We start from the raw sequence: 24834 nt of genomic DNA, 5'->3' as shown, positions 1-24834 counted from the left end.
TTTACTTTTTTTTTCAAATTTACATTTTAGTTTCCGGGGGAAAAGCATATGAATCTTTCCAACCTCCCAAATCAATTAAAACGCGATCGATCATTACTCCCGGATCAACCATCCAGATTCTTAACTTATGTTTTCCTGCTTTGTTGATAATTTGTTCTGTTGATTTTACAGCAGCATTTTTTAATACGTTTTGCAGCCATTCGTCACTGCGTCCAAAAGTTTGAAAATCTAAAATTACAGGTTCTGCATCATCAATGGCTACAGCGCATCTTACTCCTTTTCCATCATAAAAAGCATGCGTTGGAATAGCCTGCACTCTCACATTGGCCTGACCAAAGTTAAAACTATAAAAATCATATTCCATTACGGGACTGTTATCTTTTATAGCTTGTACATCCATTTCTGAAGTAGCGGTTCGGGGCAAAGCCACACTCACTTTCCCGGCATAACCAATGCCTTCATAAGTTTCCCATTGTGCATGCTTTCCTGATTTTTTATTCGAATAATTCGCAGCATTAATCGACACAAAACCCTTGTCTTCAACAAAACCTTTGTAATTTTCCAGTTCTTTAAATTTAGGATTAAAAGCCGAAACTCCAATAGTGATTAAAGTATCTTTACTCACAAAATCAATTGCAGAGTTCACCTTATAACTTGGCGGAATCAACTGATAATCGTGTCCTAAAGGCGCTTCTTTTTGATTTTCTCCTTTTGGGACTTTAGTCCAGTCAATACTTACCCAAAGACGTTGCTGACTATTTTCTTTATTATCTAAAGTTCCTTGATTTTGAGAAATTTTAATCCAATCGGCTTTAGGTTTTGCCTGCCAGGAAACCTGGCCTTCCCCTTTCATAAAAACATCAATATAATATTGATTTTTCACATAAGCATTAAAAACAGGCAACACATCGGCATAGGAATTTTCAGTTCTATGATTCACTTCCATTTCATAACTTTCCAATGCCAATTTCAATTCTGGTTTCGCTTCTACAGCTGTTGTAGTTGCTGTTGTTTCTGCAAAAACCGGCAAATATCTTGGGGACATACTCATAATATGTTTCCATTTTCCGTTAGCAAATTCGTTATTAAAATAATTCGTTTCTTTCTGAATTCGTTGAAAAGCTTCAGATGATTTTTTGGCAAAAAAAGCAGCACTTCCTCTTCCCTGCTCAGCTACAAATTTATTTTTATACGAATACAACCATTTATGATTTAAACTCGCCGCGCCAACAACCGGATAAGTTACCAATTCGTAAAAAGCATTTTGACGATTTGCTGGAATCTCTTTTTGCAATTTTTCAGCAGTATTCATCAAATTTTGGTATTCGTCAATCCTTTTCGAAACCTCATCTCCATAATGGATTTGAGTCAGCGCCGTTGGTTTTGATTTGGTTTCCGGTTCTACCTGATTCCATGCCATAAACTCAGGACGACGTTGAAATGCCAAACGATAATATTCGAAAAATAATTCTGTTATCGAATTAGAATTCTGAGTTCCAAATTCTCTCGAAGCCCAGTTTTGCATGTGTGTTTTCACACTTTGGCTTTTAGCAAAAGGGTTCATATCCCAAGCCATATCAAGAAACAATTCGATATTGTATTCGTGCGGTTTGATATCGCCGCAGTTCAAAATCCATAAATCACGGGATTGAAATTCATAGGCTTTTTCCATTTCTTCCCACATCAAAACAGGATTAGTCGAATTCAACCACAAATAATCATGTGGACGTCCCCAATAAGAAGTATGGTAATAAATTCCCGCACCACCCGAACGTTTTTGTTCTTTTGGGTTACTCAATTGACGGATGTATCCATAATTGTCATCCGTCCAAACCAATTGCACATCTTCTGGGAGTTGTAATCCTTTTTGGTAATAATCCAATACTTCTTTATATGGAATAAATGCCTGCGGAATTTTAGCAGCATCTTTCCCTGTAGCTTTTTTCAAAATCGCTCTTTGATCGGTAATTACCTGCTCCAATAATTTAACCTGAGAATCCGAATCGTCTTCGCCTACAATCATCGGTGAGTCATGTTCGCCACGCATTCCTACAGTATAAATATTTTCGAAAGGAGCGGTTTCCTTAGCTCTTTTCCTGAAAAAATCTTTGATTACTCCTGAGTTGGTATCATAACGATATTCACCCATAGTATTATGCTTCCATTCTGCGTTAATATTACTTAACATCGGTTCTGCGTGCGAAGTTCCTACCACAATAGCATAATCATCAGCAACTTGTTTGTTTTTTGGAAATGAATAAAAAGCTTTGGTGCTTTTATGCATCGCTGGCCAAATGGTATTGGCTCTCAAACGCAACAACAATTCGAAAACTTTAGCATAGGTTTTTGGACCAATATCTCCAGTTTCCGGTTCGAAAGTTTTAGCTGCCCAGGGCTGCAAACCCCAGTCTTCATCGTTTAGAAAAATTCCTCTGTATTTCACTGATGGCGAACCATAGGTTTTCGTTTCAACATTTAAGACTAGATCGTCTTTTTTGTCAGGCGTAACATCAGCCCACCATTCCCAAGGAGAAACTCCCATCATTCTGGAAATTTCTAACAAACCATAAGCTGTAGCTCTTCTGTCAGAACCTACAATAACCAATGCTTTTTTAATGGTTGCTGTTGGATTTTCGACTACTTGAATTTTATAGGTTTCCCATTTATCTTTTACATCAGTAACAGTAATTTTTTGTTTCGAAACTAAAGCATCAATCCATTTACTTTGTCCAATAGTCCCTGCCATGATTACTATTCCTGAACTGTTTTTCGCAACTGCCAATCGTTGATTGCTGATAGAAAAAACATCATCAGCCAACATTTTAGCAGCGATATGAACCACTTTTGGTTCTTTGTCTTCTACTAAAATACTCGCTTTTTGTTTTCCTGAAACAATAGTAAAATTGCTGTTTTGCGCCTTTATTGCATTAGCAAAAAGAACAATCAAAACTAGAAAAAAGGTATTGCACTTATTTTTAAACATAATTATATTTTTTAATTCTTTCAGAACTATTTGCATCGAAATAGCCTCATTAAATTTTAATGTAAATGCGTTTTTTATTCAACCACCAGCCCAAAGACCAGCAAATCAACATGAATATAATGGCGGTGACAAATGCACCAAAACTTCCTGGAAATATCCTTTGAAAAATACGTTCACTAACCCATTCAAAAGCATCCATCTCTGAATTTACCGGAATGAGACGTAAAGTGATAAAAAACAATTCAGAAAACAAATAAATAAACAAAGGATTTTTACCAAAAACGGTGGTAAATTCTACTCCAAAATGCTTTTGTTTTAATTCGATAAAATAAATTAAAATAGCCATGATGGACAAATCAATTCCAACGGTGTACAACACAAAAGAACCTGTCCATAATTTTTTAGAAATTGGTAAAACCAAATCCCACCAACGGGCTAAAGCCATCAAAAGAAAACCAACAATCAACAGTTTTGCTATTCCTTCAAATGTTTTTCCAATTCTTTGAATAAAACTCCCAGCGATAAAACCGCCTACAACATTGACAATGGAAGGCAAGGTGCTTAAAATTCCTTCGGGATCAAAAGGAATACTATCGCGTTTGTAAATATGACCTTCTCCTAAAACAAATAAATCAAAACGAGTTACAGCATTGGTAGCCATTTCTAATTCAGCTCCTGGTTGTCCAAATAAATACAATATTGCCCAATATCCCAACAACAATATTACCGAAAGAATTATTGCTGCTTTCTCTGACAAATAATAAAAAATAATGGCAGTAACAAAATAACATAAAGCAATGCGTTGCAAAACCCCCATAATGCGGGTTTCGGCAAAAGGTTTTAATTCCCAGACGCCATCCATTCCTTGTCTAAAAAAAGGAAACCAATACATTAAATAACCCAGAAGAAAAATGATAACGCTGCGTTTGATGACTTTTTTCCAAAATACATTAGCCGTAGTTTCTTTCATTTTTCCCATAGAAAAACTCATTGCATTTCCCATTGCAAAAAGAAAGGAAGGAAATACCAAATCGGCTAAGGTAAATCCAAACCAATTGGCATGAGTCAAATAGTCATAGAAATGAGCTCCCGTTCCAGGTGTATTGACTACAATCATTAAACAAATCGTTAGTCCCCTGAACATATCAAGGGACAAAAAACGATTGGAATTTGGGTTAGAAATTGCGTTCATGTTTAGTAATCGTATTTAATTGGTGCCATTCTTTCCGTTACGGGAATAATACGGGATCTGTATTTTTTATGTAATGCTTTGGCAACATCATTTGGATTCCCTTTAGCTTTTACAGGAAAATCTTTTCTCTCCGTTACCCATTTCCATTCCCATTCTTTTATTTTATTATCAAAATTATCCTGATTGAATTTTCCCCAATTGGCTTTTACATCTGTAAAAAATTGTTGCCAACGCGGTTTGTAAAAATCAGTAAACAGTCCACTCCACTGACGGTTGCTGTATTCATGCAATCTGTTATCAGCTCCACCCCAAAGCGTAATTAAATCACGGGCGTTTTGCTCATACAATGCTTTTTCTTTTTCATCAATTCCCCAGCTTCTGGCATCGGCAATCCATGGTCCTAAAAGGAAATCCTGACGTGTCGCTAATAACAAATCCATATCGTCAATCAATTCTAAAAATTCCTTGCTGTATTTATCAAATGCTACTTTATCGTTATTTTGATACGCCTTAGTTATTTCTTGTTGCAAAGGCAGTGCATAATTTGCCAAAACTTGTCTGCTCACATCTACCAAATCATATTGGAAACCATCTGATTTTTGAGCAACAGGAATGGCTTTTATAAAAAGATCCCAGGCTGGAAGTAAATCTTTTGGTGCATAATTTAATTTGGTTCTCGCCCAACGACGATAGCCTTCAAAAGTAGGACGCGACACAATAATTGATTCTGCTCCATCACGAATCACTTCTCCATTATATACTGTTTTTACCAGAATATCCCAGGCTTTAGAAATATCAGCATTTGATTTTCCGTAACGGTTTAAAGTGTATTTAGCTAACCATGAATTTAATTCAATTGGTGTATCTCTCCAGGTATTATCCGTCATCAACTCATACAAAACCGGATTTTGTTCAATGGCTTCCATTGTTAATCCAATTCCTTTTAATTTTCCTGATTTAGGATCTTTTAAAGCTTTAGCAGGTTCATTGGCAACGGCTTCGATTCTTCCAAACATTGAAATATTTCCACCAAAATTGTGCAGCATATTCCAAATCCATTGTTTGCCATAAAAAGCTTCTGTTCGTTTCCAAACGGGTTCAATTTCGGTAGCCAAATCCAATACAATCATGCGATCATCAGGAACTGCATCCAGCATTCCTTTGATTTGTGGCGCTTCCCAAAATTCTCTGTGACTGTAAAAAAGCCAACCCTGCATTACCCAAACCGCATCTTTATCGGCTGATTTCATGCCTTCGAAAATCTTCTTACTTAATTCAGAAAGATAAACAGGATCATTCGAAGGCGGTGTATTTTCGTTAAAAGTATCTGCTGAATACAAGTGATCGGTTCCGTAAACTTCAGATTGTTTTTCTAAGAATTTCTTACCAATTTCGGCAAATAACGGATCATCAGAATCTAAGATGTAAGTATCTTCAAAATCATTCCCCCAGTTGGTTTGTTTTAATTTAGCATTTGGAAAAAACTTTTTAAAAGAAGCAGGAACGTGACCTGTAAAAGCAGGCAACACGGTTTTCATTCCTAATTCACGTTCTCTTTTTAGAATTTTCAATTGTAAATCGCGGTGCGTGTCTTTCCAGTTTTTAGACAAAGGTCCGCCCCAGCCATCTAAATTCCCCATCCAAAACCAGGAGAAATAAGCAGGTCCACTAAAAAAAGTACTCAAATCTTCATCGGTAAAACCATAAGATTTATAAACTTCATCCCAGATGTATTCTTCTCCTGTAATGGCAAGCGGCATGTTGATTCCGTGCAAAGCCATCCAGTCAATTTCTTTTTCCCAACGAGTCCAATCCCACCAACTCATGCTGTAATTGAACGTACAATAGTTCAAATAATAGCGGTATTCATAAGGTGTTTTTTTATGAATCAATTTAGGAACTGCTGGTAATTTTTTAGGCAAATTCAAATTGGTTCCATTCCAGGTAATTTGGCTGTTTGTGAAATTATTTAGATAATAATACAAAGCCGATGCAACCGAAACCCCATTGTTACCTCTTAAAACAATTTTGTCTCCCTTAGAAACAATTTCGAACCAATCTTCTTTATTGGAAGATTCGATTTCGACACTAAACTGCGAAGCGTGGTTAGGCACAACACGAGCAATAAGCTGGCCAGCAGTAGTAGCTATTTCTGTTTTTGATTTTGTCGGTTGACAGTTTCCTGCTTCAAAAACAAAAACAATAAACAATAGGATTAATTTAAGATTGGTTCTCATATTTTTTTAGATTATATTATAGAAAATCAGAAACTGGAAATACCAGTTGGTTTTATTTTTTTTATGTTGTGATTTGCATCAAAATTCAGACTATCAATACAAATTTGACGTAAAACATATTTTTCTTTTTGCGGAAAAATTCGATGGTACAAAATATAATCCTGTCCATTTTCATTAAATACGGAATGATGTCCTGGTCCATAAGTTGTACTATCAGCAGACGTTTCCAGAATAGGACTATTCGAAGCGGTTTCAAATGGACCTAATGGAGAATTTCCAACAGCATATCCTACTCTATAAGTAGCATCTATGGCTTTTCCTGATGAATACATTAAATAATATTTTCCAAAACGCTTAATCATGTATGGAGCTTCAAAATAATCTTTAGGAGTGACTGCTTTGGGTTCTTCATGAAATGAAATCATATCCGAATTCAGCTTGGTCGCCATACAAACACCATTTTTCCAATTAAATCCGGAACCCCAGTATAAATAAGCCTGACCATCTTCATCAATAAAGCAATCGGCATCAATATTATGTACAGCAGGATAGTCTTTTGATGCAATTAAAGGAGAAGAATCTTCTTTGGCATTTTTCCAGGGACCTAGCGGAGCATCACTCACACCAACCCAAATTTCGCTTCCCACAGAAACATACATGTAATATTTTCCGTTAGCTGCTTTTTTAACAGAAGGCGCCCATACCATAGAATCATTGGACCCCGGACTTGTACAGGCCTTTTTTGTTGGCCAATTTAAATGATGACGCTCAAATTTTAAAAAATCCTTTGTTGAAAACACAGCCAGTTCATCGCCTCCCCAAGGATCAATTGTAGCATAAATAAAAAAAGTATCTCCTTCTTTTACAATGCAGGGATCTGCAAAATATCCTTCTATAATGGGATTTACTATTTTTGGTTTAGACTGTAGATTGTCCTTCTTGCTTGTTAGCTTACAAGAAATCAGCAATATGCTCATCAGCAAAATAAAAATACCCGGTTTAAAATTCTTCATTACTATTATTTTAATCATCAATAAAAATTATTATTCCTCAATTGCCTGATCTGATTTAGAAGGAGGAACTTGTTTTGTTCCCCATGTTTTAGAAGGCGTTGCAGCCATTTCAAATTCTAACACACCACCTGTAACAATATCACTATGCTCAATAAATGCATTTTCGAACGCTTTTCCGTTTAATTTTACCGATTTGATGTACTTGTTTTTATCCGAAAGATTCTTGGCTTTAATGGTAAAATCTTTTCCATTTTCCTGATGAATCACTGTTTGCTTGAAATAAGGCGAATTAATCAAATAATAAGATTGTCCCGCATTAGGATACAAGCCCATCATGTGAAAAGCCAGCCAGGAAGACATAGCACCTGAATCGTCATTACCGGGAATTCCGTTACGGCTGCTGTTGTAATTTTCATCAATAATTTGGTGAATGCGATCGTTACTCAAATCAGGACGACCAATCCAGTGGTACAAATTCGGACTCAAAAACGAAGGCTCATTCGCTACATTGTAAAACTTTTTGTCAAACAAAGTGTTTAGTCTTTTTTTGAAAGCTTCATTTCCGCCAGTCTTTTTAATTAACATCGCTACATCATGAGGCACTGAAAGTGAATATTCCCAAGAACTGGCTTCGTAAAAAACACCACACCACCAGCAAACACAATTAGGCCAATCCTGCGCCAAAGGTGTGTAAGGCACATAAGATATCTTTCCGTTAGTGGCTGCACATTGAATACTGTCAACCCATTTTTTATTGGAATCTTTTGGCATAATAAAACCACGAGAACCATTATCTTCAATATCTCTCCATAAGTTTTGCCAGTTGTCTGATTGCTTGATAAAACGCCAATATTCTCCTTTACGTTTGGTTCCTTTGGCTACAATTGCTAAACAATAATCATTGTACGAATACTCTAAAGTTCGGTTTCCGGAACGCACATAATCTGTCGAAACATATCCCAAACGATTGTAATCTACTAATCCGCCGCGACCTTCTTTTTCTTCATTTCCTCCCGGAGGGAATAAAGCATCTTTCATCATCGCTTCTAAGCCTAATTTATAATTGATGCCCTCTAAACCTTTTACAAAAGCATCAGCAATTACTACTTCAGCGTTTGAACCTCCCTGAGTTCTTCCATTTGCATTTCCACTTCTGGCTTCTGGCAAATAACCATCGCGCTTGTAAATTTGTAACATCGCATTGACAATATCAATTTCTCGTTTAGGATCTAAAAGCGTAATTAATGGACTTGAAGAACGGTAGGTATCCCAAATAGCGTAAAAATCATCGTAATAAGGAGAATCATTTTCCCATAACGGATTTTCTCCTGTACGATCCACAGGCATCAGCATAGTGTGATACAATCCTGTATAAAACATAGTTTTCTTTTCTACTGAAGCTTCTTTTTCGACTTCAACTCTTTGTAATAAGTTTTCCCATTTTTGTTGGGTTTCTGCTAATTCCTTTTTAAAATCCCAGTGCGGAATTTCTTTGTCAATATTTTCTCTGGCTTTTAAACTGCTGATAAATGAAATTCCAATTTTCATGTTCAGCGTTTTATTTGCTAAGTTTTCGAAAAACAACATGGCTCCGGTTTTCTTTCCGTTATCTACCTGATTTTTTTCATTTGGAAAAAAAGTTTCTCCTTTCCATGTCGAAAAATTAATAAATGGTTGCTCAAATACTGCCGAAAAATAAACCGTATAGGTACTTCCATTGTTCCAACCTCCACGGATTTTAGTATAACCACGAACTTCAGTATCCGAAATCACTTCTACCTGAGAGCCTACAAATTGCTGTGCTTCTCTTCCATCAGGAATGATAGATTCGTCTAGATATCTTCCTAAATCAATTTTAACTGCATTTTTCGAATTCGAATCAAAACCAAATCGGTAAAAAGCCGCTCTGTCAGAAGTGGTAATTTCCGTTTGAATTTTCCATTTTTTCAATAAAGCACTATAATAACCTAAGGCTACTTTTTCGTTCTCGCGTAAAGATTCCTGTTTGATGGTTTCAAAATCTCCCGAAATAGGCATAATCGAAACATTACCATATTTTGCTCCACCGCCCGTTCCACTTACATGCACCTGACTAAATCCGTAAATTGGTTTATTCAAATCAGTTGTAAAACCGCTATTGGCATTTAAGTCGTTATCAGGTCCCGGTTTGACCATTCCGTAAGGACATGATGGTCCCACAAAAACATTTCCAAGCCCTTCGGAACCAATCATAGGATCAACAAAACGATGATTTTGTGCGTTCAAAAACAAATACTGTAGTAACAATGTTAAACAAACAAAAAAGGAATTTTGGCTTTTCTTCATAATTTTTATTTTAAATACAAATGCGATTTTATCGTATGGTTTTAATATTCGATTCTTTCAAATCAATTTTAGATTCAGCGACATTTTTTAAAACTACTTGCTCGGTTTTAGCTTCCGGTAAATCGATTTGTTTCATATTCAAATTCTGAACATCATCAAATACAAAGGCAGGTCGGAAATCAACATCGTCCAGACTAACTTTTACATTTTTGAAACTAATTCCGTTAGCATGACGCACATAAAATGCCCAGGCTGGTAATTCGCCAAACATGGAGAACTCCGGATAATCCTGAATTTTCTCAGGCACTTGATGCAATCGGCTAATCGGGATATAAGCCATTCCTTTGCTCGCTCTACCCGGATAGGAAATAGTAATATCTTCAAGACTTACATTCTCAATTTTGTATCCCGGAATTCCAACAATTGATGATGGAAACGGATTATGGAAAAAATCGACTTCGGGACCTCTTAAATCGTAATTGCTGTCCGGTCTTCCAAAAGGCACCTGCACTTTTATATTTTTAATACTCACATTTTTAATGCTTCCTGCTTTTTCTCCGCTTCGTTGTCCTATTCGAATAAAAATTGCATTGCCTGTATTTACAGCATTAATATTTGAAACTTCAATATTTTCTATCTCAGCTCCATCAACCGATTCGATAGCAATAGCCGAACGAAAAGTATCAAAAACCTGAATATCTTTTATTACCACATTCTTGAATCCGCCATAGGAAGCAGTTCCAAATTTTATCGCACTGGCACTGGATTTTATCGTACAATTAGCAATATAAATTCCATCATTAGCATATCCTGGATAATAAGATTTAAGGCAAATTCCATCATCTGCAGTGTCTAAATCACAATTAGTAATCTTTACATTTTTACAATCTGTAATATCAATTCCGTCATTATTCCAATAAGAACGATTGACCACTTTTAATCCATCCAGACTTAAATTCGAACATAATTCGAAAGACAAGCCCCAGCATGAAGCAGCAGTCAATTGTAAGCCTTCAACTGCTACTGCATCACATTGAGAAAAGCGAAACAACTTAGGTCTCATGGTTTCGTTAGGTCGGTTTCTTTTAATGGTATAATTAGGATCTACCGCAATTCCGGCATGATGTAAACTGTCTATATTTAATGCCAATTGTAATCCCTGACCATCTATTTTTCCTTTTCCGTATAATTTGATATTGTTTGCTTTATGTGCTACAATTAAAGCCATTTGCGAATTATCATCTTTTTTAGGAGAATCAGGTCGTCCCGGAAATTCCATTTTAACATAATCCACAGGATTTGTGCTTCCTAACAAAACCGCATCTTCTTCAAGATGCAGACTCACATTCGATTTCAATTGAATACTTCCTGATAAAAAGTGCCCTTTTGGAAAAACTACGATTCCGCCTTTATTTTTAAAAGCAGCATCAATTGTTTTTTGAATCGCTATTGTATTTAAAGTTTTCCCATCTGCTTTGGCGCCATAATTAGTAATTAAAAACTCCTTTTGAGTCTTGTTTTTATTTTGCGCACAAGCTTTCGAACCTAATACCAAAAGGCTTGAAATTAGGAACACAAATAACAGATGTAATTTTAATTTAAACATTTTATCTTTATTATAATTTTATCAGAACCAAAACACTTTTTATATTTAAAAACTTAAAAAACAACAACTTACACACAAAACACTCCTTTAAAAAAAGGCACAAAAAAAGTGCACAGATGACACTGATGGATCTAATAAAAAACTGTTTTTTTAATTTCAGCCCTTTAGATTTAGTATCATCTGTGCACTTTTTTACTTTTCAGAATTTCAAATCCTACAAGAAATAAAGTGCTATTTTCACTCTATTTTATGTAAGCTTCTAATTTATCCAGCGTATTTATCTCTTTTTCTCTACCACAAACTGAAATAATTTCAGTTGCTAAATGTTTTGTAGGTTTAGAGATTAATAAATACTGTGTTCCGTCATCGGTATTTTTTACATAATCTTTTGGATTATATTTTATTGCCGCTCCAATTCCTACTACCTCAGCCGCTACGTCTTCAGGATGTTCTCCCCAAACTGCGATGTAATTATTTCCTTTTTTAGTTTCAAAACCTTTAAAGTAATTTACTCCTGTAGCAAATTGTACTTTTTCGCCGTTCAAACTAACTGCTTCAACTTTAGCTTCTCTTTTTCCAGAGAACACGGTAACACGAACCAGGATATCAACTTTTTTCCCTTTGTAAGGCACACCTCTGGAAATCATTTCCATCCATGAAGTTGTGTCGGTTTTTCCAACACGAGCCAAACGATTTGTTACAGGATCTAATGAAACTAATTTTTCTCCGTCCCATAATTTCACTCCTCCTAAACCTACAGTCGATGCTACTTTATAATAATCAGCTCCCCATCCTTCTTTTTGTTGTGCCGGAGTAGGATACCAACTTGCTTTTTTCAATTCCAAACCTGGATTAGCTTTGTTGTAAACATCAATCGCTACTTTATCGCTAAAATAAATTCGCAATGCCATCCATTCGTTTTCGACTGCTGGTCCATGATGACCAATCGTTTTGTATAAATCACCTGATTCTGAACCAATGTCTGTCAGGTAAGTTATCTTATCAGACTTCATATACAAACTTGTGTCTGTATTATTTTGCCCAAAACAAACACAAGCAAACAGCAAAGCAGTCATAAATGATAATTTCATAATTTCAATTTTATAGATTAAACTTAATTTTCGTAAAATTAAGTAAACTTTCTACAATGCCCGAAGAAATCCTCTATAATTAAGAAATTGTCATTTTATGATGAAATGGTGTAAAACCAGTAACATAAACATGCAATCCATCGGTACGCAAACTTCCCTGATGATAGGTATATTCTTCACTATCTAAGTTATTTACGCTTTGATGTTCTGCTTTTCCAGGTCCAAGCTGTATGCTATCATTTTCCATACTTACAGTCGCAATACTTGATTTTAGGAAATAATTTCCTTTATCGCCTAATGTTGCTCCTTCTATTTTTGTTCCTTCTTTAAAGCACATTTCAATCGTTATTTCAGTATTAGGCGGACCATCTACTTTGAAATCTAAATTTAATATGCCGTTATTTTCTTCGATTTCAATAATTGTTGTTTGCTTTTTTACATTGGAAGCTACTCTATTCTCGAAATCCATTTTGTTCCAAAATCGTCTGTCTTTTGATTCCGATAATTGGTAATCTCCATCTGGTTTTATAAACTCAGCTGCCAATGGCTGATAATAATCAGCTTCTTTTGTTTCTCTCAAAATGTATTTATTACCCACTTTTTCGATACCATCACTACTGAAATATCCCATTCGAAAGAAAGAAGAAGCCATTCGCATGTATTTTAAAACAGCTTCTCCTTTTCTATACATCAGGAAATTAGGGTTTGATGATCTTCCGGAAACTATCATTAAAGGTTTATCATTACCTCCAAATAATGTTATCGAAGTTTTTCCACGTCGAATTCGAGCCAAATTTGAAAAGGTGAAAAACTGTTCAAAATCAAGATTCCACTTCGCGTCAGCAGGAATTTGTTGTTGTAATTTTGGATTTTCCATAAACGAAACCAACGAATCCTTTAAAACATATTGTTCAAAATCAGGCGTTTTTTCAATGCGGTTTACCATTGCTATAAACATTGGATTTCCGGTTTTAATCGCCATGAATCGGTATTGCAAATAAAATTTGGTCGCCGTTAAATTCATAAACTGATCCTGTCTTTTAGAATCCACCGTAACTAAATCGCCATTTGGTTCTGTATAATAATAATACGTAATCAGGTTTTTATGAACAATTTCAAGCAATTCCGGTTTATTGAGCAAAGCTGCCATAGTAATCAACGCCTTGTCAATAACTGCCGAATAAACGCCGCTTCGTTCTGCATAATGTCCGTCTTTATTTAGATAAATACCTTCGGCCAGCCATTGATCAATTCGGTTTACATAGCGTACATCCGGATAAAGCGAATTGATATTGGCCAAAGCCGTACAAACTACCCATCGGTGATTAGGCGTATGAATACCTCCGGTTATCATGGCTTCGCCTGCATTTTGAATAAATTTTTTAAGTTTATTTCTTAAACCTTCTAACTGTTCTTGTTTGTGATTATTTAAAACTGTAGCTACCGAACAGATTGATTCTAAAACAAAAGCCGTATCAGGTGGCGATTGTCTATTACCTCCAGCATCAAGCGTACCGTCACTATATTGACTTTTTAATAAAATATCAGCCGTTTGATTAAGATGTTCTACTAATTTTTCTGATTTATAAAAAGCGGAGTCCTTATGAGAAACTGCAGCAGACAATATTGCAATAGTAGTTGCCAATGGACGAAAATTACTCAGGCGAATTCCAGTATTTGGTAATCCTTTTTGAAGCACTAGTTTTACACTGGTATCATTAGTTGCAATCAGCTTTTTCATCAGCTCATGATCTACTTTTGCAGTAGCATCAGCACTAAAAAAAGTGTCATTAGCCAAAACAGCATCACTAGCCAAAGCACCAAGCAATGACAAACTTCCCAGTTTTAAAAACTCTCCGCGGCTCATTTTGTTCATACTGATTTGTTTTACTAATTAGACAATGAAAATGGTTTACTTTCTTTAGCCGTTCCCCATGATTTATTAGGCTCATTGCCCATTTCGAAATCTAAAGTCCCTCCTTTTAAAACAGAAAAATGATCTAAAAAAGTTTTATCATATTCTACTCCATTAAAGCGTAATTTTTGAATATAATTATTTCCCGAAGAAGCTCCTTTGGCATTAATTGTCAATGTTTTTCCGTTTTCTAATTGCAATGTAATTTTATCAAAATGAGGTCCCGAAATCACATATTGAGGAACTGACGGAGCTACCGGATAAAATCCTAAGGCTGAAAACACATACCAGGCCGACATTTGTCCTGCATCATCATTTCCGCTCAAGCCACCTACCTGATTGCTATATTCGGTTTTCATGATTTGGGTAACCAATTCCTGTGTTTTCCAGGCTTGCCCAGAATAGTTATACAAAAACGGAATCTGGTGACCAGGTTCATTTCCATGCCAATATTGTTTGGCGGCATGGAAACGATCGAGGTTGGCATTAAATCCATCTTCTCCTCCCATTAAATCGATTAAACCTTTGATATCCTGCGGAACATACCAGGTATATTGGTATGGCGTTCCTTCGGTGATATAGGGTTTTCTGATAAACTTGTCAAAATCTTTAGTAAAAGTGCCATCAGCAAAGCGACCTCTTACACAAGAATCAGCAACGCTGTAAACATTTTTATAATTCAACGCTCTTTTTTTCAAAAGTCTGGCGTGTAAAGTATCTCCTTTTTTAGCTGCAATTTGCGAAAGCGCAAAATCATCAAAAGCATATTCTAAGGTTCTTGAAACCTGTTCGCCTTTATGAAAGGATTCTAAAACCTGATCTTCTAATGGGATATAACCATATTTTAAATACGATGTCAAACCACGGCGTCCTTTTCCGTCCAAATAGTCAGCATGATTAGCTGGCGATTTGAAGGCATTTTGCAATAAATAACTGTATTGTTTATCTGAAATTTCGATATTATTTTTCAAATAAGCATCGGCTATTGCTGCTGTAGAATGATCGCCTATCATTGCTGCAGTATAACTATTCCAGCAAGGAAAAGCCGGCAACCATCCGCCTTGTTCAGCCATTGAGAACAAACTTTTCATCATTTGTCCATTGACTTTTGGCGTTAACAAATTGAATAATGGATGCGAAGCTCTGTATGTATCCCACATGGAATAATCAGTAAAATAATCTTCTTTACCGCTGTTCATTATTTGCTTTCCTCCATTAAAACTTACATACGTTCCATCAACATCATTAAAAGTTCTTGGATGCAAATAACTATGATACATTGCTGTGTAAAACTTTACTTTGTCATCTTTATTGGTTCCTTCAACTTTTACTTTTGAAAGTAAAGTTTCCCAGGTATTTTTTAAATTTTCTTTCGCTTCAGCAAAATCTAAATCTTTAGTTTCGCTTTCTAAATTTTTTCTGGCTTGTTCGATACTTGTAAATGAAGTTCCAATTTTAGCTTCGATGGTCTCTCCCTTTTCAACCATGAAAGAAATATAAGCTCCTATATTTTCCTGATTAGTAATTTGGGTATTTCCCTTTAGGATTTTTTCATTTTGATAAACTCCAAAATAAGCTGAATTTTTACTTAGTTTCACTACAAAATAGCCGCTAAATCCTGCTTTGTCTCCCCATCCCTGATAAATTTTATGTACCGGATTATAGCCTACGATTTCGTTTTTATCAGCATTTATTTGAATAAATCCTTGTGCTTCATCGCTATTTGGATTCACAATAATGTGCGCTTCGCCTGAATTTTCGAATGTAAATTGGAACAAACCACAACGCTTAGTTGCTGTCATATTTACATCAATCTTGTAATCAGCCAGATTTACATTGTAATTATAGGGAGTCGTTTTTTCGGTATCATGAGAAAAATTCGATGCTCTTTCATCAGCCTGACATTTCAGCTTTCCTGTTATCGGCATAATGGTCATACTTCCATAATCCTGCACGCAAGAGCCACTCAGCCAATGACTTCCTCTAAAACCTGAAATCTTAGTATCAGTATAATAATAAGGAGCTACACATTTGGTTTCAGTCGCCTTAGTTTGTGGCGTCCAGTTAGTCATTCCAAAAGGAACCGTAACATAAGGGACAACCTGCGCATTGCTTTCAGTTTCATCTTCGCCATGCTGCAAAGCACTAATAGTTGTAGAAGGCGCTGTACCAATTAACGGATTAACAAAATCTACATAATTACTTCCTGAAGGCTTTATTGAACATGATAAAATGAATAATAAAACAGGGCCAACTGCTACGCTATATTTTAGTGAACGGTAAAAATTCATATTTATCTGTTTGTTTTTTTTGATGAAAAACAAGCTGCTTTTAAAGATTTTAAAGCTTCTTCATCAAGAATAATTTTATATTTAGGGCTATACTTTAAGTATTGTTTTGGGCAAAAAACATCCTATTCAACAATTGAAATACTATTAGAAACAATTTGGAAATGAATTAATTTTTAGAAAGACATTTTTCAATTCTCTTTTAAAACAGTTTGATTTCTTCTGAATCAAAAAAATGAAACTATTGAAACAAGTATAAAATGTGTTTCTTCTTTATTTAAAACAAAATCCATTTATAGTTCAACAATACCACAAAATCGAATTATCATTTTTTAAAAAGAAAAGAGAAGAAGAACTAGCTTCTTCTCTTCTCAGGGTTAAATAAATCACCAACTTAACTTAACCAACTCTTAACCAATCAACAATAAATAAACTTAATTAATGTAATCCGGATTTTGTTTTAATGCAGGGTTTAACACCAATGCACTTGTTGGAATTGGGAAAACACGGTATTTAATATTACTCTCTGTTTTGAATCCCCAAGATCCTTCAAATTTTCCAAATCGAATCATATCATTTCTATGCCATCCTTCCCAGGCAAATTCGCGACATCTTTCTTTATAAAGATCTTCTAATGTTACACTTGACCAGGCAGCAGAAGTACTTCTGTTAGAACGAATAGTATTTACTAATGAAAGCGGAGTATCTCCTAAAGTAGCTGTTCCTCCACGAAGAATAGCTTCAGCTTTCATCAAAAGAATATCTGAGTAACGTAAAAACGGTACATCATTATTTTGGTTACGACTTGTTGAAGAAGCATCTGGATAGAATTTAATATTTCTATAACCAATATTCCAGGCAATTTCGTCATTACCTAAATCAAGTGCTTTTACATTTGCCATACTACCTCTGTATAAAATTGGTTTTGTTAATTCTAAATGGTAAGTATAAGCAGCTCCACCATCTGAACCTGTATAATATTCATCATAACCTTTTTTAGTTGTAGTAACCATTATAGGTGTAACTCCATCAGCTAAATACTGTTTTCCAGTTAACCATTGTTTGTTACGAATATCATTAGCATCACTTTCAAAATTAGCATAGAATTCCGGCAAGGTACTTCTAGGAGCACTTGGAGTAAACGGAAGTCCAAATCTTGCACGCATAGAACGAGGAACATCATAACGGGCATGATACATCAATCCGCCACCAGCAACAGCTGGGTCATAAGGAACAGCAAAAATAAATTCTTTCATTTGCGGACCATTGTTTGGATAGAACATTTGTAAATAAGTAGCTCTTGGTTCAATATTATACAATCCTGATTTTATTACCTCATCACAAGCTGCAATACAATCATTGTTACGTTGCGTACCTGTATAAACCTCAGCATTCAAATACATTTTAGCCAACAAAGCATTCGCAGTTTGTTTGTTAGGTCTTCCATACGTTGTTACTCCAGAAGCTGGATTTAAATTAGGAATCGCTTTTTTCAATTCACTTTCAATAAAATTGAATACTTCTACTCTGGTTGATTTAGCATGAGAAGAAAAATCACCATAAAGGGTATCTAATGGTACTGCTCCATAAGCATCCATCATAGTAAAATAAGAAATAGCACGCATTGTTTTCAACTCAGCAATTAAAGTTGATTTTTCAGTACCTGCAGGCATCGCAGTTTGTAAAATTGAAATAGCCTGATTACTTTTCCCTATTACAGTAGACGACCATCCCCAAATTCCGCCCGAGTTATCCGGTGTCCAATCATGAAAATGCATAGAAAGGTAATTTCTATTATCAAACCAGTTTCCTCCTCTTGCTGGCAAAATGGCTTCATCTGTACTTAATGATTGTGCCCACCACCAGTTGAATGAAAATTGGTCACGAAAAGCAATGTAAACCGGTCCTGCTGTTTGAATGAACTGTGTTGAATTTTGTGGAAAAACCTCCGGTGTTAACTGTGTCGTAATTGGCACATCTAAATCTTCACAGGATCCGAATAAACCAATAGCAAGCATCGGAAGTCCTAAATATTTTATTATCTTTTTCATAATATTTACAATTATTACAATTATTATTTCTTTAGAATGTCACGTTTAAGCCAAACAAGAATGATCTTGTTTTTGGATAAAAGTTATTCGAATCTACACCAGGTGCAGTACCTCCTTGTTCTACCTCAGGATCAATTCCGCTGTATTTTGTAATTACAAACAAATTATTGGCTGTAGTATACAAGCGTAAGCTTTTAACATATTTATTAATATTCTTAAAGTTGTACCCTAGAGTTGCATTATCTAATCTGATATAACTACCATCCTCTATAAAACGTGAAGAATAACGGTATGAGTTAAAATCGGCTGGAGATTCATTCTCTGCATCAACTAAAATATTAGTAGTCATAGCCGTAGTAGGTCTAAATAAATCAGCACGGGTTGCATTGAAGATTTTATTTCCAAATACTCCTCTAAAGAAAACGCTCAAATCAAAGTTCTTGTATTGGAAATTATTTGACCAACCAATTAATGCCTTTGGCTGTGCATTTCCTACATAATGATAATCAACACCATTTAATGGAGCAGTAGTTAAATTTCCATTTTTATCATAATATTGAGAAACCCCTGCAGCATTTTTTCCCGCATAATCTAATGTAAAGAATTGTCCAAGAGGTTTTCCTTCTTTCAAAATTTGTAAAGTCGCTCCAGTTTGTCCAGCACCGTCAGGCTGTACTCTTCGGATAGAATCTCCTCCGATAAAGAAAGGATTAGTTAATTTTACTATTTTATTTTTATTACTAGCGATATTTAAGTTAGTTGACCAAGTAAAATCTTTTGTTTGAACCGGTGTAGCGCCTAAAGCAATTTCAATACCTTTATTAGACATAATACCACCATTTGCAACAATTGATCCTACTGGTACTAATACTGGATTTACCTGATAGTTAAAAATCATATCAGTTGTTTTCTTATCGTACACGTCAACAGAAGCTGTTACTCTTCCTTTTAACAATGATAAATCTAGACCAAGGTTTGTTGTTGCTGTTTTTTCCCATTTCAAATCAGGGTTTGCAGCTTGTATTGGACCATAAGCTCCAATTTGTTGTCCATTATAGTAGAACGTTCCGGCACTTCCTGAAATAAATTGAGCAGTGTAAGCATTAAATCCTGAAGAGTTACCTGTAACACCATAACTTGCACGAAGTTTTAAGTCGCTAAAGATGTTTTGATTTTGCATGAAACCTTCTTTGTCAATTCTCCAAGCTCCACCCACAGATGGGAAATATCCCCAACGATTATTAGCTCCAAAAACAGAACCACCGTCTCTTCTAATTGTTCCTTGTAAAAGGTATTTGTCATTATAATTGTAATTCACACGGGCAAATTCTGAAATCAAACGTGTTTTTTGGTAAGCCTGACTATCTCCAAAATTTACTACATAACCATTTACTGAAGTATAGTTACTTAAAGCTAAGTTATTATACCCTACATTGTCAACAGGAAAATTAGTTGCAGTAGCCTGAAAACCATCTCCTAATATGTTCTCTTGCCAAGAATAACCTAAAACCGCTTTTACTTTATGATTACCAAATTCTTTATCCCAGTTTAAGAAACTCTCAATAATATTATTTGTGTTTTCATAGTAGTTTCTTAATGCTGACCCATTTACACCAAAATTAACTAATGATTTTGTCAATGGTGGATCAGGGTTATTGTAGAAATTCGCACTATTATATTGAGAATAATAGCTATCATAAAATTCTCCGTGAGAAGTACTTAATTTTTGGTGTGCAACATTTAAGTTATACGTAAATCCAAAAGGAAGTTTAATCTCAGTAGTAAAATTACCAATAAGGTTATTTGCTTTTGTCTCATCAGTTCCATGCTCAATCAAAGCCACTGGATTGAAATATCCTGTACTAGTAAAGTTTTCGAAAAAAGTACCATCAGCATTTCTAACCGGAGAAACAGGAAGGTGATTTATCGATTGTAAAAGCACCGTATTACGTTGTGGTACATTTTCATATTTACTTACAGAATTAGTAACATTTAAACCAAATTTTACTTTATCATCAAAAGCATATTGTTCAACAGATAAACGAGCGATTACACGACCAAAATCACTTTTCTTAAGAATACCTTCTCTTTTAATAGAAGTAATACTAGCTGAATAATTACTTTTTTCTCCTCCTCCGCTAATCGATAAGTTATGACTGCTTGAAAGCGCTCCTGATCTTAAAACCTCTTTTTGCCAGTTTGTATCTGCACCTTTATCATTTTCAGGAGTAAAGTTCAAATTATTTTTAGTAGTGAAAGCTCTTAATTGTGTAGCATTCATCATATCCAATTGATTAGATACGTTTTCAATACCAAAATAACTGTTGTATGCAATTTGAGTTCTTTCTTTACTTCCTTTTTTAGTAGTTACCATAATAACTCCATTTGCAGCACGGTTACCATAGATAGCTGTTGCTGCAGCATCTTTAAGTACATCGATAGTTGCAATATCATCTGGAGAAATCATAGAAATATCAACACCTGGAATTCCATCTACCACATAAAAAGGTCCTTGCGAACTATTTAAGGTAGAAACACCACGCATAACAACAGAAGCTTTTCTTGTTGGGTCACCACTTGATGAAATATTCAAACCAGCAACCTTACCTTGTAACAACTGCCCCACATCACTTATTGCTCCTTTATTCATATCTTCAGCTTTTACCGAAGTAACAGATGTAGTTAAGTTTTTTCGAGAACCTTTACCATAACCTACTACTACAACCTGCTCAAGATTATTAGCCCCTGATGTTAATTTAATTGTCAAATTCGTTTTTGATCCACTTAGCTTAACATTTTGATCTGCAAAACCAACATAAGAAACAAGCAAACCTGCACTCGGATTTGAAACTTCTAATTTAAATTTACCATCTAAATCTGTAACAACCCCTTTTTTCGTTCCAGCTTCCAAAACATTTGCACCAGGCAAAGGCATATTCTGGTCATCTACAACCTTTCCTGAAACTTGCGTTTTTTGCGCCCAGGAATTAATTGAAAACGCTATCAAGAAGAATAACGTTAATAATTTGAATTTGGTTTTTTTCATTTTTAATTAGTATTAGTTAATAATATTATGGTAAAATTAACAGTAAAGCCGTTCTTCGAAATGGATAAATTCATCAAAAACATATAAAATCCAGTCAAATAAGCCTTAAAAAACAGCACAAAAATTACATTTTGCATTTTTTAAACCTTAATTTTTTAAATTATAATCAAAAAAGGCCTTAATTCACAATACTTTAGCTTTTACAAACCTAAAATCTTGCTTTAGTAAATAGTTAAGTTAATTTTTTAGCTGTTTTTAACATTCGAAGTGAAAAAACAAGTTGGTTTTTATTCAAAATTCATGTCCGAAAACATAATTGGGTAAAACAACACTATTATATAAGGAGTTCCTCCTATATATTATGAAGGAGAAAAGTATTTGAAGTTCAAAAAATAAAATCCATATCATTCTATCCTAATAAATACAATGTAATTAATTCGCTAAAAGATATTATTCTGAAAAATTTATCCATGTTTTTGAATCATTTATCCATTTTGCAAAAACAAGATGTCTGTAATTTTGAAATAGTCAATCAGACAGACAAAAAAATACGCTATCACATAAAAACCAAATAAAAATGAAGAGCATCAATAATTCAGACAAATTCAATAATCCAATGGATCAAATTGATGATTGGGAAGAAAACTTAATTGAACGTTATCCTGATCCTGCAGCTGAGAAAACAGAAGAAGAATTTAGAAACTATGTAGATTCAGAAAGAGTAGAAATAGTAAAAGAATTTTACAGAATCAATCATACTTATCAAACCTATGATTTTGTATGCGAAAAAGAAAAAGAATTCCTGAAATTTGACCGAAAAGAAATGTCGCTATGGGAAGCCGTTGATTTCTTAAACACTTTAGTTGATGATAGTGATCCGGATATTGATTTAGACCAATTTCAGCATTTATTACAAACTTCCGAAGCTATTCGTGCCGATGGCCATCCAGACTGGTTTGTGCTTACAGGATTTTTACACGATATAGGTAAAGTATTATGCCTTTTTGGCGAACCGCAATGGGCTGTTGTAGGAGATACTTTCCCTGTAGGCTGTCAATTCTCAGATAAAATTGTATATCCTGAATTTTTCGCTGCAAATCCAGACAGCACTAACGAAAAATACAATACTAAATACGGTGTTTATTCACCTAATTGCGGTTTAGACAATGTAAAAATGAGTTGGGGACATGACGAATATTTGTACCAAATCATGAAGGATTATTTGCCAGAACCTGCTTTATACATGATTCGTTACCATTCATTCTATTCACAACACAGGGAAAATGCTTACACGCATTTGATGGTCGAAAAAGACATTGAAATGTTTGAATGGGTAAAAAAATTCAATCCTTATGATTTGTACACAAAGGCTCCTGTAAAACCAGATTCTAAAGCATTACGTCCTTATTACGAAGAGTTGGTAGCTAAATATTTACCAGCTAAATTAAAATTCTAAAAAGAGACCTATTAACTTAATAACCATTTGTCATGTTATACACTTATCTGGGCTTTTTTGGATTCACACTTCTGGTTGTTTTTTATACCAGCTATAAGCTTCGAAAAGATAATCTTAACACTTCAAATGGTTATTTTTTTGCTGGAAAAAGTTTAACCGCTCCTGTTATTGCAGGATCAATGCTGTTAACTAACATTTCCACCGAACATTTAATAGGAATGAACGGCAGCGCTTATAAAAACGGAATTATTGTTATTGCCTGGGAAGTTACCTCGGCAATAGCATTAGTTATCGCTGCTATTTTTATTATTCCGCGGTTTTTAAAGCTAAAATTGACTACAATCCCTGAGTTTCTGGAGAAACGTTTTGATTCCAGCGTTCGCTCTGTAGTTGCAGTTTTATTAGTATGCTCTTACATATTCACGCTATTACCTATCGTTTTATATGCCGGAGCCATTAATGTCGAAAGCATTTTTGACTTTTCTACGGCATTTTCAATTCCTAAAGAACAATCTTTATTATACATCGTATTTATCATAGGAATTATCGGATCCTTATACACCATTTTTGGTGGATTAAAAGCGGTTGCTTATTCAGATTCTCTCAACGGAATTGGTTTAATGCTGGGCGGATTATTAGTCACTATTATTGCTTTGTACCAAATTGGAAAAGGAAATATTTTTGACGGCGTAAGTTCGATTTATCATTTTGCTCCAAAGAAATTTGACATTATAGGCAGCGAAGATTCCGTTTTGCCTTTTTCGACTCTTTTTACAGGATTGATGATTAACCAAATTTATTTTTGGGGAATGAATCAGTCTATTATTCAAAGAGCTTTTGGGGCTAAAGATTTAGTCGAAGCCCAAAAAGGCTTAGTTTACACAGGCATTTTGAAATTACTAATGCCTTTAATTATTGTTATTCCCGGATTAATTGGTTTTTACTATTTCCAGGAACAATATTATGACAAACCTGATTTAATTTATCCGCTTCTGGTAAAAAAAGTACTCCCTACCTACCTGTACGGACTTTTTGCAGCAATAATATTAGGAGCGGTTTTAAGTACTTTTAATAGTGTATTAAATGCAGCCAGCACGATTTTTTGCATTGATATTTACAAAAAAAGCTTTAATAAAAATGTAACCGAAGAAAAACTAGTTCATTACGGTAAAATATCTTCTTTGGTTTTGGCGTTATTATCTATATCCATAGCGCCATTAATGGCTTATTCGCCAGCAGGATTGTATTTTTTATTACAAAAATTAAACGGAATCTTTTTTATTCCTATTTCATCCATACTGGTTGCAGGATTGTTTTTCAAACAAATTAATGCCGCAGGTGCAAAAGCAGGCGTATTATTTGGGTTCATTTTTTACATTCTAACCTCTTTTGTACTGCATCTTGATATTCATTTTGTGCATTTATGGGGAATTGAATTTGTATTCAACTTCATTATTATGCTTGTTGTTTCAAAAATGTATCCTCATTCAAAATCAAACATTGCATACGAAGAAGAATTGTCAAAAAAATATGAAAAATCGTGGTCAGGGATGAATTTAGCAGGAAGTATATTAGTCTTTTTGACCTTATTAATTTATATAATATTATCTTAGTAGAACGCTCATCTACTA

At 34.7% G+C, this 24834-nt stretch carries 13 protein-coding genes; 2 read left to right on the top strand and 11 right to left on the bottom strand.

Annotated elements, in window-relative coordinates:
- Positions 1–19 precede the first annotated feature (19 nt).
- From FEM21_RS04990 to FEM21_RS04940, 11 genes are all read right to left on the bottom strand, one after another.
- Positions 20–2983 (bottom strand): glycosyl hydrolase 115 family protein, encoded by a 2964-nt coding sequence (locus tag FEM21_RS04990; protein ID WP_035658722.1) that lies wholly within the window; start codon positions 2981–2983, stop codon positions 20–22.
- A 49-nt stretch (positions 2984–3032) separates the two neighbouring features.
- Positions 3033–4100 carry an acyltransferase family protein gene (locus tag FEM21_RS04985; protein ID WP_236353526.1) on the bottom strand — a complete coding sequence of 356 codons (1068 nt, stop codon included), beginning with the start codon at positions 4098–4100 and terminating at the stop codon, positions 3033–3035.
- A gap of 77 nt (positions 4101–4177) precedes the next feature.
- The gene (locus FEM21_RS04980; protein ID WP_051627481.1) at positions 4178–6412 is read right to left on the bottom strand and encodes an alpha-N-acetylglucosaminidase; all 2235 of its coding nucleotides are present in this window, start codon (positions 6410–6412) and stop codon (positions 4178–4180) included.
- 26 nt (positions 6413–6438) lie between these two features.
- Positions 6439–7425 carry a family 43 glycosylhydrolase gene (locus FEM21_RS04975; RefSeq protein WP_035658549.1) on the bottom strand — a complete coding sequence of 329 codons (987 nt, stop codon included), beginning with the start codon at positions 7423–7425 and terminating at the stop codon, positions 6439–6441.
- A 30-nt stretch (positions 7426–7455) separates the two neighbouring features.
- Complete coding sequence (locus tag FEM21_RS04970; protein ID WP_035658548.1) at positions 7456–9750, bottom strand: GH92 family glycosyl hydrolase; 2295 nt, start codon at positions 9748–9750, stop codon at positions 7456–7458.
- A 28-nt stretch (positions 9751–9778) separates the two neighbouring features.
- Positions 9779–11356, bottom strand: a complete 1578-nt coding sequence (locus FEM21_RS04965; protein ID WP_035658545.1) for a glycoside hydrolase family 28 protein — start codon at positions 11354–11356, stop codon at positions 9779–9781.
- Positions 11357–11598: 242 nt separating this feature from the next.
- Positions 11599–12447 (bottom strand): DUF4861 family protein, encoded by an 849-nt coding sequence (locus tag FEM21_RS04960; RefSeq protein WP_035658542.1) that lies wholly within the window; start codon positions 12445–12447, stop codon positions 11599–11601.
- Between the two features lie 79 nt (positions 12448–12526).
- Positions 12527–14323 carry a hypothetical protein gene (locus FEM21_RS04955; protein WP_035658540.1) on the bottom strand — a complete coding sequence of 599 codons (1797 nt, stop codon included), beginning with the start codon at positions 14321–14323 and terminating at the stop codon, positions 12527–12529.
- Between the two features lie 14 nt (positions 14324–14337).
- Entirely contained in the window at positions 14338–16653 is a 2316-nt protein-coding gene (locus FEM21_RS04950; RefSeq protein ID WP_035658538.1) for a GH92 family glycosyl hydrolase, read from the bottom strand.
- 431 nt (positions 16654–17084) lie between these two features.
- Positions 17085–18701, bottom strand: a complete 1617-nt coding sequence (locus tag FEM21_RS04945) for a RagB/SusD family nutrient uptake outer membrane protein (RefSeq protein WP_035658536.1) — start codon at positions 18699–18701, stop codon at positions 17085–17087.
- A gap of 31 nt (positions 18702–18732) precedes the next feature.
- A complete protein-coding gene (locus tag FEM21_RS04940; protein ID WP_035658533.1) occupies positions 18733–21747 on the bottom strand; it encodes a SusC/RagA family TonB-linked outer membrane protein in 3015 nt (1004 codons plus the stop codon).
- A 577-nt stretch (positions 21748–22324) separates the two neighbouring features.
- Here FEM21_RS04940 and FEM21_RS04935 point away from each other — a divergent pair.
- Positions 22325–23203 carry an inositol oxygenase family protein gene (locus FEM21_RS04935; RefSeq protein WP_035658530.1) on the top strand — a complete coding sequence of 293 codons (879 nt, stop codon included), beginning with the start codon at positions 22325–22327 and terminating at the stop codon, positions 23201–23203.
- Positions 23204–23235: 32 nt separating this feature from the next.
- Complete coding sequence (locus tag FEM21_RS04930) at positions 23236–24816, top strand: solute:sodium symporter family transporter (RefSeq protein ID WP_035658528.1); 1581 nt, start codon at positions 23236–23238, stop codon at positions 24814–24816.
- Positions 24817–24834: the final 18 nt, after the last annotated feature.

Source organism: Flavobacterium seoulense (genome assembly GCF_000695795.1).
GTDB classification, from domain to species: Bacteria; Bacteroidota; Bacteroidia; order Flavobacteriales; family Flavobacteriaceae; genus Flavobacterium; species Flavobacterium seoulense.
Note: the sequence above shows the minus strand (reverse complement) of the source record. Positions and strands in the feature narration are given on the sequence as shown.

What these genes read in the sequence shown, in the direction of transcription:
- FEM21_RS04990 (WP_035658722.1), bottom strand. Translation starts at nt 2,983, where the DNA reads ATGTTTAAAAATAAGTGCAATACCTTTTTTCTAGTTTTGATTGTTCTT.
- FEM21_RS04985 (WP_236353526.1), bottom strand. Translation starts at nt 4,100, where the DNA reads ATGATTGTAGTCAATACACCTGGAACGGGAGCTCATTTCTATGACTAT.
- FEM21_RS04980 (WP_051627481.1), bottom strand. Translation starts at nt 6,412, where the DNA reads ATGAGAACCAATCTTAAATTAATCCTATTGTTTATTGTTTTTGTTTTT.
- FEM21_RS04975 (WP_035658549.1), bottom strand. Translation starts at nt 7,425, where the DNA reads ATGAAGAATTTTAAACCGGGTATTTTTATTTTGCTGATGAGCATATTG.
- FEM21_RS04970 (WP_035658548.1), bottom strand. Translation starts at nt 9,750, where the DNA reads ATGAAGAAAAGCCAAAATTCCTTTTTTGTTTGTTTAACATTGTTACTA.
- FEM21_RS04965 (WP_035658545.1), bottom strand. Translation starts at nt 11,356, where the DNA reads ATGTTTAAATTAAAATTACATCTGTTATTTGTGTTCCTAATTTCAAGC.
- FEM21_RS04960 (WP_035658542.1), bottom strand. Translation starts at nt 12,447, where the DNA reads ATGAAATTATCATTTATGACTGCTTTGCTGTTTGCTTGTGTTTGTTTT.
- FEM21_RS04955 (WP_035658540.1), bottom strand. Translation starts at nt 14,323, where the DNA reads ATGAACAAAATGAGCCGCGGAGAGTTTTTAAAACTGGGAAGTTTGTCA.
- FEM21_RS04950 (WP_035658538.1), bottom strand. Translation starts at nt 16,653, where the DNA reads ATGAATTTTTACCGTTCACTAAAATATAGCGTAGCAGTTGGCCCTGTT.
- FEM21_RS04945 (WP_035658536.1), bottom strand. Translation starts at nt 18,701, where the DNA reads ATGAAAAAGATAATAAAATATTTAGGACTTCCGATGCTTGCTATTGGT.
- FEM21_RS04940 (WP_035658533.1), bottom strand. Translation starts at nt 21,747, where the DNA reads ATGAAAAAAACCAAATTCAAATTATTAACGTTATTCTTCTTGATAGCG.
- FEM21_RS04935 (WP_035658530.1), top strand. Translation starts at nt 22,325, where the DNA reads ATGAAGAGCATCAATAATTCAGACAAATTCAATAATCCAATGGATCAA.
- FEM21_RS04930 (WP_035658528.1), top strand. Translation starts at nt 23,236, where the DNA reads ATGTTATACACTTATCTGGGCTTTTTTGGATTCACACTTCTGGTTGTT.